The sequence below is a fragment of the Austwickia sp. genome (genome assembly GCA_016699675.1).
In the GTDB taxonomy this organism is placed as follows: domain Bacteria; phylum Actinomycetota; class Actinomycetes; order Actinomycetales; family Dermatophilaceae; genus Austwickia.
Genome location: CP064985.1, coordinates 2,207,680 through 2,222,583 on the forward strand (window position 1 = coordinate 2,207,680; position 14,904 = coordinate 2,222,583).

The 14,904-nt window shown below is 71.2% G+C and carries 13 protein-coding genes and 1 pseudogene; 10 read left to right on the forward strand and 4 right to left on the reverse strand.

Features of this window, described 5'->3' with window-relative positions; genetic code table 11:
• Positions 1-61: 61 nt before the first annotated feature.
• Entirely contained in the window at positions 62-2,236 is a 2,175-nt protein-coding gene (locus IPK37_10070; GenBank protein ID QQR99413.1) for a catalase, read from the reverse strand.
• Between the two features lie 121 nt (positions 2,237-2,357).
• Positions 2,358-2,888: an ankyrin repeat domain-containing protein gene (locus IPK37_10075; protein ID QQR99414.1), complete on the reverse strand. Its 531-nt coding sequence runs from the start codon at positions 2,886-2,888 to the stop codon at positions 2,358-2,360.
• On the opposite strand from IPK37_10075, the gene IPK37_10080 reads away from it, so the two are divergent.
• The 6 genes from IPK37_10080 to yaaA all read left to right on the forward strand — a co-directional run bounded on the left by IPK37_10080 (position 2,887) and on the right by yaaA (position 8,950).
• Positions 2,887-3,315: a MarR family transcriptional regulator gene (locus IPK37_10080; protein QQR99415.1), complete on the forward strand. Its 429-nt coding sequence runs from the start codon at positions 2,887-2,889 to the stop codon at positions 3,313-3,315. The genes IPK37_10075 and IPK37_10080 overlap by 2 nt on opposite strands.
• A gap of 154 nt (positions 3,316-3,469) precedes the next feature.
• Positions 3,470-3,892 carry an organic hydroperoxide resistance protein gene (locus tag IPK37_10085; protein QQR99416.1) on the forward strand — a complete coding sequence of 141 codons (423 nt, stop codon included), beginning with the start codon at positions 3,470-3,472 and terminating at the stop codon, positions 3,890-3,892.
• Positions 3,893-3,896: 4 nt separating this feature from the next.
• Positions 3,897-4,904 (forward strand): NADP-dependent oxidoreductase, encoded by a 1,008-nt coding sequence (locus IPK37_10090; protein ID QQR99417.1) that lies wholly within the window; start codon positions 3,897-3,899, stop codon positions 4,902-4,904.
• Positions 4,905-5,048: 144 nt separating this feature from the next.
• Complete coding sequence (locus tag IPK37_10095; GenBank protein QQR99418.1) at positions 5,049-6,125, forward strand: alkene reductase; 1,077 nt, start codon at positions 5,049-5,051, stop codon at positions 6,123-6,125.
• Positions 6,126-6,266: 141 nt separating this feature from the next.
• Positions 6,267-8,018 (forward strand): pyruvate dehydrogenase, encoded by a 1,752-nt coding sequence (locus tag IPK37_10100; GenBank protein ID QQR99419.1) that lies wholly within the window; start codon positions 6,267-6,269, stop codon positions 8,016-8,018.
• A gap of 143 nt (positions 8,019-8,161) precedes the next feature.
• Entirely contained in the window at positions 8,162-8,950 is a 789-nt protein-coding gene (gene yaaA / locus IPK37_10105) for a peroxide stress protein YaaA (GenBank protein ID QQR99420.1), read from the forward strand.
• Here yaaA and IPK37_10110 read toward each other — a convergent pair.
• The gene (locus IPK37_10110; GenBank protein ID QQR99421.1) at positions 8,932-9,297 is read right to left on the reverse strand and encodes a DUF2200 domain-containing protein; all 366 of its coding nucleotides are present in this window, start codon (positions 9,295-9,297) and stop codon (positions 8,932-8,934) included. The genes yaaA and IPK37_10110 overlap by 19 nt on opposite strands.
• A gap of 134 nt (positions 9,298-9,431) precedes the next feature.
• Here IPK37_10110 and IPK37_10115 point away from each other — a divergent pair, with 134 nt between their 5' ends.
• Positions 9,432-10,979, forward strand: a complete 1,548-nt coding sequence (locus IPK37_10115; protein ID QQR99422.1) for an IS1634 family transposase — start codon at positions 9,432-9,434, stop codon at positions 10,977-10,979.
• Between the two features lie 18 nt (positions 10,980-10,997).
• Here IPK37_10115 and IPK37_10120 read toward each other — a convergent pair.
• Positions 10,998-11,168: pseudogene (locus tag IPK37_10120) on the reverse strand (DUF2200 family protein).
• Between the two features lie 347 nt (positions 11,169-11,515).
• Between IPK37_10120 and IPK37_10125 the strand changes: the two are divergent.
• The 3 genes from IPK37_10125 (at position 11,516) to IPK37_10135 (ending at position 14,810) form a co-directional block, all read left to right on the forward strand.
• A complete protein-coding gene (locus tag IPK37_10125) occupies positions 11,516-12,550 on the forward strand; it encodes a hypothetical protein (protein ID QQR99423.1) in 1,035 nt (344 codons plus the stop codon).
• A gap of 426 nt (positions 12,551-12,976) precedes the next feature.
• Positions 12,977-13,507: a hypothetical protein gene (locus IPK37_10130; protein QQR99424.1), complete on the forward strand. Its 531-nt coding sequence runs from the start codon at positions 12,977-12,979 to the stop codon at positions 13,505-13,507.
• A 121-nt stretch (positions 13,508-13,628) separates the two neighbouring features.
• Complete coding sequence (locus IPK37_10135) at positions 13,629-14,810, forward strand: MFS transporter (protein ID QQS02795.1); 1,182 nt, start codon at positions 13,629-13,631, stop codon at positions 14,808-14,810.
• The last annotated feature ends 94 nt before the right edge of the window (positions 14,811-14,904 follow it).

The following is a 14,904-nucleotide window of genomic DNA, read 5'->3' on the forward strand; positions in this document are numbered from 1 at the left end:
CGCCACCATGGCTGACCGGGCCGGTGGAACCGGCCCGGTCAGCGCTGTGCGCGGTCGTGGATCACGAGACGGCGGAGACGTCCCGATTCCAGTAGCGTCCCGTGGCCAGACCGGCCACGAAGTCCTTCGCGACCGCCGCGCCGTCGGCGCCGACGAAGACCCCGGGAGTCTCCTTCTTCGCCGCGACCCGGCCCATGTCCTTCGTCTCGCCGGCGACCGCGAGGGGCTTGAAGTGCGCGAAGGCCTCCTCGATGAAGTGCACGGCCTTGCCATTGCTGAGCAGGGCTCGGCCCTTCTGACCGCCGGGGACGAAGACCGCGTCGTAGAGGACGGACATCGTCGTGTCGTAGGTCTGCGTCGCAACGACCCCCTTGGCCTCGTTCTGGGGACCGAGGTGGGTGCCGATGACCTCCCAGGTCGCGCCTGCCGCCTTCAACGCGTCCTGCACGGCCTTGACGTCGGACTCCTTGACGTCGTCGCTGACCAGGACGGCCACCTTGCGGGTCGCGGCGGAGGACGGCTGCTTGGCCATGCTCAGCGAGGGGGAGGGCTGCACCGAGGTGTTCGGCTTGCCGGCGGGGGCGGGCAAGCCGAGGTAGTCCGCCACCTTCTTGGTCAGGTCTGCGTCGACGTTGGCCAGCAACGTGAGCACGCGCTTGCGCACGTCCGCCGACATGACCTTGGTGAGTTCGAACTGGAAGGCCTGGACGATGTGCAGCTGCTCCCAGTCGGCGAGGCTGACGTAGAACATCCGCGCCTGGCTGAAGTGGTCGCCGAAGGTCTCGCTGCGCTCGCGGGTCTTCCCGCCCGACAGCACCCCCGGATAGCTGACGAACCCGTTCTTGGCCGGCACCTGGGCACCCAGGGAATTGGGCGAGTAGTTCACGTCGCCGTCGCGGTTGTCATACCGCATGTAGCCGTCTTGCTGGAAGTTGTTGACATTGGCCCGGGGCCGGTTGATCGGCAGCTGGGCGAAGTTCGCGCTGTTGAAGCGGTTGACCTGGGTGTCCAGGTAGGAGAACAGGCGACCCTGCAGCAGCGGGTCCTCCGTGATGTCGATGCCCGGCACGATGTGGCTGGGGCAGAACGCGACCTGTTCGGTCTCCTCGAAGAAGTTGCTCGGGTTGCGGTCCAGGGTCATGGTCCCCACGACCTGGAGCGGCACGCTCTCCTCAGGCCAGAGCTTGGTCGGATCGAGCACGTCGACGCCCAGCTTGCCCACGTCCCCTTCGGCCAGCAGTTGGACCGCGAGATCCCACTGCGGCTTGGCGCCCGCCGCAATGGCGTCGGCCAGGTCCCGCCGGTGGAAGTCGGGGTCGGCCGCCATGACCTTGTTGGATTCGTCCCAGATGAGCGAATGAACGCCGAGCTTGGGCCGCCAGTGGAACTTCACGAACGTGGCCTTGCCGCCCTTGACCAGGCGGAACGTGTGGACGGCCGCACCGTCCATCATCCGGAAGCTCCGCGGGATGGCCCGGTCCGACATCGCCCACATGACCATGTGCATGGTCTCCGGGGCCAGCGAGATGAAATCCCAGAAGTTGTCGTGCGCCGTACTGGCCTGCGGGATCTCGCGCGCGGGCTGGGGCTTGAAGGAATGGACGAGGTCGGGGAACTTGATCGCGTCCTGGATGAAGAACACCGGGATGTTGTTGCCGACGATGTCCCAGTTGCCTTCGGAGGTGTAGAACTTCGTCGCGAAGCCTCGCGCGTCGCGGACGGTGTCCGCCGAGCCCCGCGAGCCGTTCACGGTGGAGAAGCGGACGAAGACCGGTACGTCGACGCCCACTTCGGTCAGCACCTTCGCGGAGGTGAACGCGTCGAGTGACTTGCTGAGCGTGAAGACGCCATGGGCCCCGGCGCCGCGGGCGTGGACGGCCCGCTCGGGCACCCGCTCGTGGTCGAAGTGGGTGATCTTCTCCCGGAAGGCGAAGTCCTCGAGGAGCGAGGGCCCGCGGCTGCCGGCCTTGAGGGTGTTCTCGTCGGTGGACAGGGGCACGCCTTGGTTCGTCGTCATGCGGTCACCGCCTGCGACGTACGACGTGTCGTCCAGGGGGAGCCCGGCGGCCGCGGCAGGTACGGCGGAGTTGACCGCGGCGGCGGCCTTCGCCTTCGGTGCCACCGTGGTGGCGGCCACCGCTAGGCCGGCGCTGACCGCGGCGCCTTGGAGCACCCGGCGGCGGGAGACGCCGGAATCGTCGGGGCGTGGGGAATTCGTCGAAATCTCAGGAGACATGGGGTCCTCGGCTCGCCGGCCCGGGGAAAGGCCAGGGATGTCGGGCCGGCTGTTCGACCCGCATCCGCCCACCCTAGGGGCGGGCCGGTGCCGCCACCCGGCGACACTTCGGACGTACGACTCAGTGCTCGTCCAGCAGCGCGCGCATCGCCCCAAGGTCGAAGTGGGAGGCGATCTCGCGGGCGGAGGGCCCCCCTCCGTCGGGGTCGGCGCCCGCCTCCAACAGGGCCCGGACGCCGTCCTGCGACTGCACGAAGACCGCGCAACCGAGGGCGGTTTGGCCCCGGTCATTGCGCCGTTCGGTGTCGGCCCCGCGCGCCAGCAGGCCACGGACGAGGTCCACGTTGCGGTGATACATCGCCAGGATCAGCAGCGTGTCGCCCTTGTGGTTGGTCAGGTTGACGGGCAAGCCCCGGTCGATGACGTCGAGAAGGCCGAGGTGCCCGGTGCGGGCCAGGTCGAAGGCCTGGGCAAGGACGTCCAGCTCCGCCTCGGAGAGTTCGGTGGGTTCGTTGGTCACGACCTGGGCGTACCCACCCGACGGCTCGCCAACCCCGGGACCCCTCGTCGCTGCAGTGCTCGGCGCCCGGCTTCGGCCTCTAGGACGCAATCGAGTTGTGCACAAGGTAATCGTGTGCAACAATCGAGCCATGGACGCCGAGCTGACCCTGGACAACCAGCTCTGCTTCGCGCTCAATGCCGCCGCGCGCGCCGCGGCGGGGGCCTATCGGTCGGCGCTCGGGGAGCTGGGTCTGACGTACCCTCAGTTCCTCGTGCTCTTGGCCCTCTGGGAAGCCGATGGCCAGAGCGTGTCTGAGTTGGGTGACCGCGTGCGCCTCGACAGCGGCACCCTGTCGCCCCTGCTCCGCCGCCTTGCCGAGGCGGGGATGGTGGAGCGTCGCCGCAGTAGCAGCGACGAGCGGCGGGTGACGATTCACCTGACCGACGCCGGGCGTGACCTGCAGCCACGCGTGGCTGACGTGCAGCGCCAGCTCTACCGCCGGCTCGACATGACACCCGAGGAGATCGCGACGCTGCGCTCCCTCGCCCGGCGGTTCTACGCCGCCAGCGACCACTGAGCTGCGCGGCGTGCCTGCCGCCTCGTCGCAACGTCGCGAGAGGTCAGCGCGCGGTGCCGGCGACGTCCGGAACGACCGAGAACACCATCACAGACCACGATCGCCGGCGATGCCAGCCGCCCGATCCACGGATTTGCCCCACATGAGGAGAACCATGAAACCCGTCTACACCGCGCAGGCTCTGGCCACCGGAGCCGGCCGCAACGGCCGCACCCGCACCCCCGACGGACGCATCGACCTTCAGCTCGCCATCCCCACCGAGATGGGGGGCAGCGGCGACGGCGCCAACCCCGAGCAGCTGTTCGCGGCCGGCTATGCCGCCTGCTTCCACTCGGCCCTGCAGCTCGTCGCGCGCCAGGCCAAGGTCGACCTCGGCGAGTCCAGCGTCGGTGCCGCCGTCGGCATCGGCCCGAACGACGCGGGCGGGTTCGCCCTGACCGTCGCCCTCGAGGTGATCGTCCCCGACCTGCCCCACGAGCAGGCCCAGGCCCTGGCCGACCAGGCGCACCAGGTCTGCCCCTATTCCAACGCCACCCGCGGCAACATCGACGTGACCGTCACTGTCGCGCAGGACTGAGGCCATGAGCACCCCCACCAGCAGCCGTCAGATCGTCCTCGCCGAGCGGCCCACCGGCTGGCCCACGCAGGACACCTTCCGCACCGAGAGCGTCGACCTCCCCGACCTGGCGCCGGACCAGGTCCTGGTTCGCAACCTGGTCATGTCGGTCGACCCCTACATGCGCGGCCGGATGAACGACGTGAAGTCCTACATCCCGCCCTTCCAGATCGATGCCCCGCTCGACGGGGGCGCCGTCGGGGAGGTCATCGCCTCCACCAGCGACGCCCTGCCCGTCGGCAGCACCGTCCTGCACGGCCTCGGCTGGCGCGAGCACGCCATCGTGCCCGCGTCCTCGGCCACCGCCGTCGACGTCGACGTGGCCCCCGCTTCGGCGTACCTCGGAGTCCTCGGCATGCCCGGGCTGACCGCCTACGCGGGCCTGCTCGCCGCCGGCGAATTCCAGCCGGGCGACGCGGTGTTCGCGTCCGGCGCCGCCGGTGCGGTCGGCTCGCTCGTCGGCCAGATCGCCAAACTCAAGGGAGCCTCCCGGGTCGTCGGCAGCGCCGGTTCGCCCGCCAAGGTGGCGCGGCTGCTCGACCTCGGCTTCGACGCCGCGTTCGACTACCACGACGGCCCGGTCGTCGACCGGCTGCGCGAGGCGTCGCCCGACGGCATCGACGTCTACTTCGACAACGTCGGCGGCGACCACCTTGAGGCCGCCCTGACCAGGCTCAACGTGGACGGTCGGGTCGCCATGTGCGGCGCCATCGCGCAGTACAACGACGCCACCCCGCGCGCCGCGCCGCGCAACCTGGCCCTCGCCATCGGCAAGCGGCTCACGTTGCGCGGGTTCGTGGTCGCCAAGTACGCCGGGATGCGCGGCGAGTTCGTCGCCGACATGTCCGGCTGGCTCGCGGGCGGGCAGATCCGGTACGACGAGACCTTCCGGGACGGCCTCGACGCGGCGCCGACCGCGTTCCTGGAGATGATGCGCGGCGCGAACAGGGGCAAGATGCTCGTCCGCCTCTGACGCGTCGTCCGCATCTCAAGCCGCTGGCGCCCTCGCCGCCTCTCGCACGGTGGCGCCTACCGGCGCCCACGGCCGGCCCCGCTTGCTGCAGCACGCACGACGTACCTGCCGAACCACCCCCTTTGGATCCTGAGGAGCCTCACCATGTCCACCCCCTTTGAGCCCGTTCGCATCGGCGCCTGGGAGCTGCCGCAGCGCTTCGTCATGGCGCCGCTGACGCGCAACCGGGCCGGCGCCGACGGCGTACCGACCGACCTGCACGTGCGCTACTACGCCCAGCGCGCCACGGCCGGCCTGATCATCACCGAGGGCACCCAGCCCAGCGCCGTCGGCCAGGGCTACCTGCGCACGCCGGGCGTCCACACCACCGAGCAGGTCGCCGGCTGGCGGCACGTCGCCGACGCGGTGCACGTGGCGGGTGGGCGCATCGTCGTCCAGCTCATGCACGCCGGGCGCATCGCCCACCCGGACAACAAGGGCGGCCTGGAGTCGCTGGCGCCGAGCGCGCTGCGCGCCCCCGGCACGATCGTCACCCCGTCCGGTCCCCAGGAACCGGCCCTGCCGCGGGCCCTGGAGACCGACGAGATCCCGGGCATCGTCGCGGAATTCGTGCACGCCGCCCGGTGCGCCGTCGAGGCGGGTCTGGACGGCGTCGAGATTCACTCGGCGAACGGCTACCTGCTGCACCAGTTCCTCGCGCCGTCCAGCAACGAGCGCACCGACCCGTACAGCGGTTCGCCCGCCGGTCGCGCCCGGCTCACCGTCGAGGTCACCCGGGCCGTCGCCGAGGCGATCGGCGCCGAGCGGGTCGGCCTGCGGATTTCGCCGGCGCACAACATCCAGGGCGTGATCGAGGACGACCCGGCGGATGTGGCGGCGACGTACGGTGCGTTGCTCGACGGGATCGCCGACCTCGGGCTGGCCTACCTGAGCATCCTCGCCCCGCCGGACGGCGCGCTGACCCAGGACCTGCGCCGCCGGTTCGGCGGCCCGGTGATCCTGAACTCCGGCTTCGGCTCGGTGACCACGCTGGACGACGTCGCCGCGATCCTGGGCCGCGACCTGGCGGACGCAGTGGCGGTCGGCCGGCCGTTCCTGGCCAACCCGGACCTCCCGACGCGGTGGCGCACCGGCGCGGCCCTCAACGAGCCGCGACAGGCCACGTTCTACACCCCGGGCGCGGAGGGGTACACGGACTACCCGACGCTGGCGGCCAGCTGAGCTACGGCCGGCCCGCGCCGGGAGCCCGCCGGGAGGGCGGGGGAGCCCAGGGCCCCCTCGCCCTCCCGGCGCGGCGTCCCTAAGCTCGACTCACGCGAGTTGCATTCACCAGGCCGTGTTTTCGTCATCGGGGAGGCCAGCATGAACATCGCCGAACAGATCGTCACCCAGCTCAGCCAGGCAGGGGTGCGGCGCATCTACGGGATCGTCGGGGACTCACTCAACCCGATCGTGGACGCCGTACGCCGTACCGGCGGTTCCGCCAAGGGCGGCATCGACTGGGTGCACGTCCGGCACGAGGAGGCCGCGGCGTTCGCGGCCGCCGCCGACGCCCAACTGACGGGCGGGCTGGCGGTCTGCGCCGGTTCCTGCGGGCCCGGCAACCTGCACCTGATCAACGGCCTGTACGACGCGAACCGCTCCGGCGCCCCCGTCCTGGCCATCGCCAGCCACATCCCTAGCCCGCAGATCGGCATGGCCTACTTCCAGGAGACCCACCCGGACCGGCTCTTCAGCGAGTGCAGCGTCTACTCCGAGATGGTGACCCATCCGGCGCAGTCCCCGCGGGTCGTCGACTCGGCGATGAAGCACGCGCTCGCCAAGGGCGGCGTCGCGGTCATCACGCTGCCCGGCGACGTGGCGGACCTGGAGGCCAGCTCCCCGACGCCGGCCTGGTCGCCAGCGCGGCCGGCGACCCTGGTGCCGGGCGCCGAGACCGTCGCTGAGATGGCGGGGCTGATCAACGCGGCCGACAAGGTCGCGATCTTCGCCGGGATCGGGGCCGGCAGCGCCCGGGAGGAGATCCTCGCCCTCGCCGACCTCATCGGCGCCCCGATCGGGCACTCGCTGCGGGGGAAGGACGCGATCCAATACGACAACCCGTACGACGTGGGCATGACCGGCCTGCTCGGTTATGGGGCCGCCGCCTACGGCATGGAGGACGCCGACCTGCTCCTGCTGCTCGGCACCGACTTCCCGTACGACCAGTTCCTGCCCGACGTCAAGACCGTGCAGGTCGACCGCGAGGCTGCCCGCATCGGTCGGCGTACCGCCGTCGACCTCGCCGTCCACGGCGACCTGCAGCCGACCCTGGCGGCGCTGCTGCCGCAGGTGACCCGCAAGAAGAACCGCACGTTCCTCGACAAGACGCTGAAGCGGCACGAGAAGCTCATGACGAGCACCGTCGGGGCGTACACGAAGAAGCCGAAGAAGGACGCCCCGCTGCACCCCGAGCTGGTCGCGGCGACGCTGGACAGCCTCCTGGCTGAGGACGCCATCGTCACCGCGGACACCGGCATGTGCAACGTGTGGACCGCCCGGTACGTGACGCCCAACGGCCGGCGCAGGCTGATCGGCTCGTTCCTGCACGGGTCGATGGCCAACGCGTTGCCGCACGCGATCGGCGCCCAGTTCGCCTACCCGCAGCGGCAGGTGGTCTCGGTCTCCGGCGACGGCGGCCTGTCCATGCTGCTGGGCGAGCTGATCACGGTGGCGACGTACCGGCTCCCGCTCACCGTCGTCGTCTTCAACAACTCGACGCTGGGGATGGTCAAGCTGGAGATGCTGGTCGAGGGCCTGCCGGACTACGGGGTGGACGTCCCCGCGGCCGACTATCGCGGCGTCGCGCAGGCCCTGGGCTTCCACAGCGCCCGCGTCAGCGAGCCCGGGGAGATCGAGCCGGCCCTGCGCGCCGCGCTGGAGCACCGCGGGCCGGCGCTGGTCGAGGTGCTCACTGATCCGAACGCCCTGTCGCTGCCGCCGCAGGTGACCGGTGAGCAGATGATCGGGTTCGCCACGGCGATGAGCAAGGTCGTGATGAACGGGGGCGCCGCCGAGGTCGTCGCGATGGCCAGCTCGAACCTGCGCAACATCCCGCGCGGCTTCAAGCTCTGAGGCGGGCGGGGCGGAAGCGGGCGGGTGCGGTCGGGTCCGGCGGGCTGCACCCCGCGCGCGGTCGGGGCTCGGGTCCGGGCTTGAGCGGCGCCGCCGAGGCGGAAGCGGGTGGGGTGTCGGGGCCGCAGGGGTACGGTGCCCCTGTGCTGACCCTGCTCGCGCCGGCCAAGACGCTGGATCTGGACTCACCGCTGCCGACGCGCCGGCACAGCCAGCCGCGGCTGCTGCCGGAGACGGAGCAGCTGATCGAGATCCTGCGCGGCAAGTCGCCGGAGGAGATCGGCGAGCTGATGGGGCTCTCGCCCGAGTTGGCCGAGCTGAACGTGGCCCGCTACGCCGCGTTCGCGACGCCCTTCACCGCCCGCAACGCGCGGCCCGCAGTGCTGATGTTCGCCGGTGACGTCTATCGGGGCATGGACGCGGCGGGCCGGTTCGAGGCCCGGGACTACACCGAGGCGCAGAAGACGCTCCGGATCCTCTCCGGCCTGTACGGCGTGCTGCGGCCGCTGGACCTCATCGCGCCGTACCGCCTGGAGATGGGCACCCGCCTGGCCACGGCCCGCGGGGATTCGCTTTATCGATGGTGGGGTTCGCGGCTGACCGACCTGCTGGCCGAGGATCTGGCGGCCTCGCCCGGGCCCGCGGTCGTGGTGAACCTGGCGTCGGTGGAGTACAGCTCGGCGGTCGACCTCGACGGACTGGACGCGCGGGTCGTGACGCCGCGGTTCGAGGACCAGGGACCGCGTGGGGACTGGAAGGTGGTTTCGTTCAGCGCCAAGCGGGCGCGGGGGCTGATGGCGGGCTGGATGGTGCAGCACCGGGTGCGCTCGGTGCGGGCCCTGTCTGATTTCGACGAGGGTGGCTATGGACTGGTGCCGGAGCTCTCCCGCCCCGAGGCGCCGGTGTTTCGGCGTCACCGCACCGGCGGCTGACTCCGCTGGATCGACGCGAGCTTCTTTCCGCGGGCCAGCTCGTCGACCAGCTTGTCCATCCAGCGGATCCGCTGCATGAGCGGGTCCTCGATGTCCTCGACGCGATGCCCGCAAATCACGCCCGTGATCAGGGCGGCGTTCGGATGCATCGCCGGCGCCTGGTCGAAGAAGCCACGGAGGTCGGTCCCCTCGGCGACGGCGTGGCGCAGGCCGGCCTCGTCGTAGCCGGTCAGCCACGTCAGCACGGTGACCAGCTCGTCCTCGGTGCGGCCCTTGCGGGTCACCTTCGCCAGATAGAGGGGGTAGATGTCGGCGAACGGCGTACGGAAGATGCGGTGCTCGGCCATGGGCTCATCCTCGGGGATCTGACCTGACTTGCACATGTCGGGTGTGATTCTGCGGTCGGGCTCGCGTTTGTCCTGGTCAGGGATGTGCGGGGTTGGGCGTTGACACACTAACCGGGTGGGTAGCGTGCCTTCTCGTGGTGTTCCTGCGGAAGGTGCGGACGGCGTCGGGAGCGACGGCGGTGCAGATCGCTGAGCGTGTTGGCGGGCGGGACAAGGTGATCGAGCATCTTGGGTCGGCGCATTCGGAGGCTGAGCTGGCGGTGTTGATGCAGGCCGGCCGCCAGAAGATGCATGAGGGCCAGGGCGAGCTGGATCTGGGCCTGGGAGAGCGCGGTTCGCGTGAGGCGGTCGTGGTCGGGCAACGCTCGCGGGTCCTGATCGAGGTGGTTGAGGGAGCTTGGCGACAGCTCGGGTTCGACGTTGTCGGGGACGAGGCGTTCTTCCAGCTGGTGCTCGCGCGCCTGGTGGAGCCGACCAGTAAGGCCGATTCGGTGCGGGTGCTGACCGAACTGGGATTGGCTGCGGCGCACCGCAACACGTTCACCGCGACGTTGAAGCGGTGTGGGCAGCGCGGATACCGCGACCAGATCGCGACCGCCTGCTTCACCCAGGCCGCCACCAGTGGGGACGTGTCCTTGGTGCTGTACGACGTGACGACCCTCTACTTCGAGGCGGAGCACGAGGATGACCTGCGCAAGGTCGGTTTCTCCAAAGAACGCCGGGTCGATCCTCAGATCGTCGTCGGGTTGTTGGTCGACCGGGCCGGGTTTCCCCTAGAGATTGGGTGCTACGAAGGCAACAAGGCAGAGACGACCACGATCGTCCCGATCGTCAAGGGGTTCCAGGCCCGGCACAACCTGAGCGACATGGTGGTCGTCGCTGACGCCGGGATGCTGTCAGCGGGCAACTTGAAGGGCCTCGACGAGGCCGGACTGCGGTTCATCGTCGGGTCCCGGGTCACCAAGGCCCCAGCTGATCTGGCCTCGCATTTCCGGTGGCACGGAGACGCGTTCACCGACGGGCAGCTCATCGACACGATCACCGCGCGCGTGGCCACCGCCGCCGCGCGTTGCGTCAATGACAGCTCCCAGCGGCCCGAGCCGGTGTGGGACCCGGCAGTCCACACCCGCTCATGGCGTGCGGTGTGGGCGTACTCCCGCAAACGAGCCACCCGCGACGGGCACACCATGAGGCTGCAGGAAAACCGCGCCCGGGCCGTCGTCGCCGGCGAGAAGGCCGCGCGCACACCACGATTCGTCACCACGAAGAACGGCACCCAGTCCTTGGACGAGGCGTCCCTGGCTCGAGCCCGACGCCTCGTGGGCTTGAAAGGGTACGTGACGAACATCCCCACCAACGTCATGCCCGCGGCCGAAGTCATCGCCAGCTACCACGACCTGTGGCAGGTCGAAGCCTCGTTCCGGATGAGCAAGGCCGACCTGCGAGCCCGCCCCATCTTCCACCACAACCGCGACGCCATCGAGGCCCACCTGACCATCGTCTTCACCGCCCTGGCAGTGGCCCGCCACCTCCAGAACAGCACAGGGATGAGTATCAAGAAGATCATCCAGACCCTGCGACCCCTGCGCGATGTGACCATCGCCATCGCTGGCCAGACCATCACCGCCCATCCCGCGATCCCCGACGACATCCAAGCCGTCATCCACAAGGCGACCCACTAAACCTGTGCAACTCGGGCGGAGGTCGGTCCCCTCGGCGACGGCGTGGCGCAGGCCGGCCTCGTCGTAGCCGGTCAGCCACGTCAGCACGGTGACCAGCTCGTCCTCGGTGCGGCCCTTGCGGGTCACCTTCGCCAGATAGAGGGGGTAGATGTCGGCGAACGGCGTACGGAAGATGCGGTGCTCGGCCATGGGCTCATCCTCGGGGATCTGACTGCGGGTGCGGCACTGACTGGCGCTGACGGTTGCGGGTGTGGCGGCGCCCGGCGCTGACGGTTGCGGGTGTGACGGCGCCCGGCGCTGACGGTTGCGGGTGGCGCTCGGGGTGGTGGTTGTGGCCGAGACCGTGAGCGATAACCGCGACGGTGAGCGATAACCGCAACCGTGAGCGACAGCCGCCACCGTGTGAGCGATAGCCGCAACCGTGCGGCGGCGGCTCGGCGGCTCGGTCTGTCCACACCCCGGCGACCCACGGGTGTGATCCACAGCCCGCGCCGCGGACGCGGCGTACGACGGCGCGCGGTGGCGACCCTGAGGTCATGGTCCTGACGTCGTACGCCCCCTACGGCAACGCCATCGTCGGCTCGAGCGCATTGCGCCAGGCGGTGCGCGCGGGGACTCTAGTGCGGGTCGGCTACGACACCTATCTGCCGGTGCATCCACCGCAGACCCAGCCCTGGGAGCGCGCGCGGACCGAACTGCTCGCCCGGTGTGCGGCGCTGCAGCGGCGCTCGGGTCCCGCGACCGTGATCAGCCACACCACCGCGGCCCTGGTGCACGGCCTGTGGGTGCCGGCCACCCGGTCCCTCCACGTGACGCAGCCCTATGCGCGGCCGTCGACCCCGCAGCGACCGGACCCGGTGCTGCGGCACCGGCGACCCCTGGACCCTGCCGAGATCACGACCGTGGGTGGGCTCCGAGTGACGACGTTGCAGCGCACCGTCGTCGACTCCCTGACCATGCTCCCGGCGGACTGGGGGCTGGCCGTCGCGGACAGCGCGTTGCGCCGCGTGACGCGGGCCGATCGGCGCGATCCGGATCGGGCGCGTCGGGCCGCCGAACCGTACCAGGCCGAGTGGCTCGGGCACCTGGAGGCGGCTGGCCCGCGGCGGGGTCGTCCCCGGGCTCGGGCCGTGCTCGCCGTCGCCGACCCGCTTGCCGAGTCCGCGGGCGAATCCCGCACCCGCGCCATGCTGCTCGCGGCGGGTTTGCCGGTCCCGCAGCTCCAGATCCCGGTCGTGGCCGAGGGCACGACCTTCTACGCCGACCTGGGCTGGGAGATCGGGTCGGGCCGGTACCTGCTCGTCGAGTTCGACGGCCTGACGAAGTACGCCCTGGACGGCGAGAGGGGCGCCGACCTGTCGCGTCGCCTGGCCGCCGAAAAGCTCCGCGAGGACGCGATCCGGAGGCTGGGTCACCAGCTCGAACGGGCGGTCCACGCCGACCTGTCCTCCGCCCGGCGCCGCGAGCTGCTGGTTGCGCGGGTCGGTCGCAAGCTCCCTGCGGCCGTGTTGAGCCAGGCCACACCGCGGCCGGGCCTGCAGATCGCGCCGATCGCGCCCCGGGAATGGTGATCAGGGCCGACCCCGTACGGCGTACGCGCGTTCCCCGGCTGCCCTGGGCGCTCGCGGGTGGGCTTGGCGCTCGCGGATGGGGTTAGCGCTCACCGCTGCTGTTGTTACCAGCACCGTGAGCGCTATCCACGACCGTGAGCGCTACTTGCCACCACCGTGGGCGCTCGCGGGTGGGCCTAGCGCTCGGGGTGGTTACCGCTCACGGGTGGGGTTAGCGCTCGCCGTTGCTGTTGTTACCACCACCGTGAGCGCTATCCACGACCGTGAGCGCTATCCACGACCGTGAGCGCTATCCGCCAGCGTGGGCGCTACCCAGCACCGTGAGTGTTCAGGCGCGGTCTGGGCTGGATCCCCAGCCACCGCGGAGTCACCGGGCAGACCCCCCCGGTGGTGGCGGCTCGCTCGGCGTACCGGCAGCCTGGTCTCATGACGACGGGGGCGACGTACGCGCTCGAGGCGCCACGAACCGGCGCCATCCCGCGCTGGCAACGCGTGGTCGCCTGGGCGGCGTTCGCGGTGACGGTGCCGTCGGCGATCTGGCGCGTGCTGATGATCGTCGGGCTGATGCCGGGGACGGCGGAGTTGCGCGCGTACGAGCTGGCGGGCAGCGCCGCGTTGGCCTACAGCTACGTCTTCGGGCTGAGCATCGTGCAGCTGGCCTGCGGCTATCTCACGGTGGGGCTGGTAAGGCCGTGGGGGCGCCGGCTGTGGGGGCGCGCCGTGCCCGTGCTGCCGGTGGTCATTGCGGGGGCCCTGGGCGGGCTGGCGGTCACGTGGCTCTTCGACATCAGCATGGTCGGCGCTCTCCTGCAGGGCCGTCGACCCGACGCGGGGCTGGTCACCGGCTGGCCGCTGGTGGTGATGGCGGCGTGCTACGCACCGATCCTGCTGTGGGGTCCGCTGGAACTGGTCAGCGTGGCGGCGTACGCGCACCGCCGGCGCAGCCGTGGCGGCTGACGTGCCCGGCGAGCAGGGCGGTCAGCGCGGTCAGGGGGCGCACGGCGAGCCGCGTCGGACTCTGCCGCTGTCGCCGCTGCGTGCCGTAGTGGGGTTCGGGCTGGTCAGCCTGTTCGCGGACATGGTGTACGAGGGGGCCCGGTCACTCTACGGCCCCGTCCTGCTCTCCCTCGGCGCGTCGGCCGCGCTGGTTGGATTGGTCGCCGGGGCCGGGGAGGCCATGGCGCTCGTGCTGCGTCTGATCGCCGGGCCCGTAGCGGACCGACGGGGCTCGCACTGGTCGTTCACGATCGCCGGTTACGCGACGACCGCCGTCTGCGTGCCGCTGCTTGCGGTGGCGCCCGCGCTCGGTGGGCTCGGGTTGGCGTTCGCGACGGCCATGATCCTGCTGGAGCGGACTGGCAAGGCGGTGCGCTCGCCGTCGAAGAGCGCGCTCCTCGCGGTCGCGGCGCGCCGGGTCGGCCGCGGCAGCGGTTTCGGGATCCACAAGGCCCTCGACCAGGTGGGGGCCTTCGCGGGACCGCTGCTGGTCGCCGGGGTCGCGGCGGCGTCCGGCGGGGCGCTGTGGCCGGCGCTCGGCTGGCTGGCGATACCGGGCGCGATCGCGATGGCGATCCTGCTCGCGCTGCGGGCGCGGCTGCCGGATCCGCGCGCGGACGACGCGCCTGGACCCGCCAACGCCTTCGGCCCTGGCCCGCCTCCCGCGCAGCGCGTTCCGGCGGGGCCGTGGTGGCGCGACATGGTCGGCGCGGGACTTCCGAGGGAGTTCTTCTGGTACGCCGTAGCCGCCGCGCTCACGACCGGTGGCCTGGCAGGCTTCGCGCTGATCGCGGTGCACCTGACCCGCGACCTCGGCGTGCCCGCCGCGGCGGTGCCGCTCTGGTACGCCGCGGCCATGCTCGTGGAGGCCGTCGCCGCCCTCGGCACGGGCCGGGCGTACGACCGGGTCGGCGCCCTGGTCCTGCTCGCGGTGCCCGTGCTGGTGGCGGCCGTGCCGATCGCGGCGTTCGCCCCCACGGTCGCGGCGGCGGCCGCCGGGGTCGGGCTGTGGGGCGCGGTCTCCGGCATTCAGGACTCCACCGTCAAGGCTCTCGTGGCGGACCTCGTGCCGACGCAGCGGCTGGCGTCGGCGTACGGCGTGTTCGCCGCAATCCAAGGCGCGCTGGCCATCGTGGGCGGCCTGGTCGTGGGGTTGCTGCTGGACCGCTCCGTCCCGGCCCTCAGCGCGGTCGTCGCCGTGGCGCAACTCGCGGCGCTGATCCTGCTCGTGCGCGCTCTCCGGTTGGCGAGCCGCGGCCGATAGCCGGCGCGTCGTGCCGAGCCCCCGGGGGTCCCGCGCTCACGGGTGTGTTGAGCGCCCACAGTTGCGGGGTGCTCGCGCTGACGGGTGTGCTTAG

Coding starts and splice junctions, on each gene's coding strand:
- IPK37_10070 (QQR99413.1), bottom strand. CDS start 2,236: ATGTCTCCTGAGATTTCGACGAATTCCCCACGCCCCGACGATTCCGGC.
- IPK37_10080 (QQR99415.1), top strand. CDS start 2,887: ATGGACGCCGAGCTGACCCTGGACAACCAGCTCTGCTTCGCGCTCAAT.
- IPK37_10075 (QQR99414.1), bottom strand. CDS start 2,888: ATGGCTCGATTGTTGCACACGATTACCTTGTGCACAACTCGATTGCGT.
- IPK37_10085 (QQR99416.1), top strand. CDS start 3,470: ATGAAACCCGTCTACACCGCGCAGGCTCTGGCCACCGGAGCCGGCCGC.
- IPK37_10090 (QQR99417.1), top strand. CDS start 3,897: ATGAGCACCCCCACCAGCAGCCGTCAGATCGTCCTCGCCGAGCGGCCC.
- IPK37_10095 (QQR99418.1), top strand. CDS start 5,049: ATGTCCACCCCCTTTGAGCCCGTTCGCATCGGCGCCTGGGAGCTGCCG.
- IPK37_10100 (QQR99419.1), top strand. CDS start 6,267: ATGAACATCGCCGAACAGATCGTCACCCAGCTCAGCCAGGCAGGGGTG.
- IPK37_10110 (QQR99421.1), bottom strand. CDS start 9,297: ATGGCCGAGCACCGCATCTTCCGTACGCCGTTCGCCGACATCTACCCC.
- IPK37_10125 (QQR99423.1), top strand. CDS start 11,516: ATGGTCCTGACGTCGTACGCCCCCTACGGCAACGCCATCGTCGGCTCG.
- IPK37_10130 (QQR99424.1), top strand. CDS start 12,977: ATGACGACGGGGGCGACGTACGCGCTCGAGGCGCCACGAACCGGCGCC.
- IPK37_10135 (QQS02795.1), top strand. CDS start 13,629: ATGGTGTACGAGGGGGCCCGGTCACTCTACGGCCCCGTCCTGCTCTCC.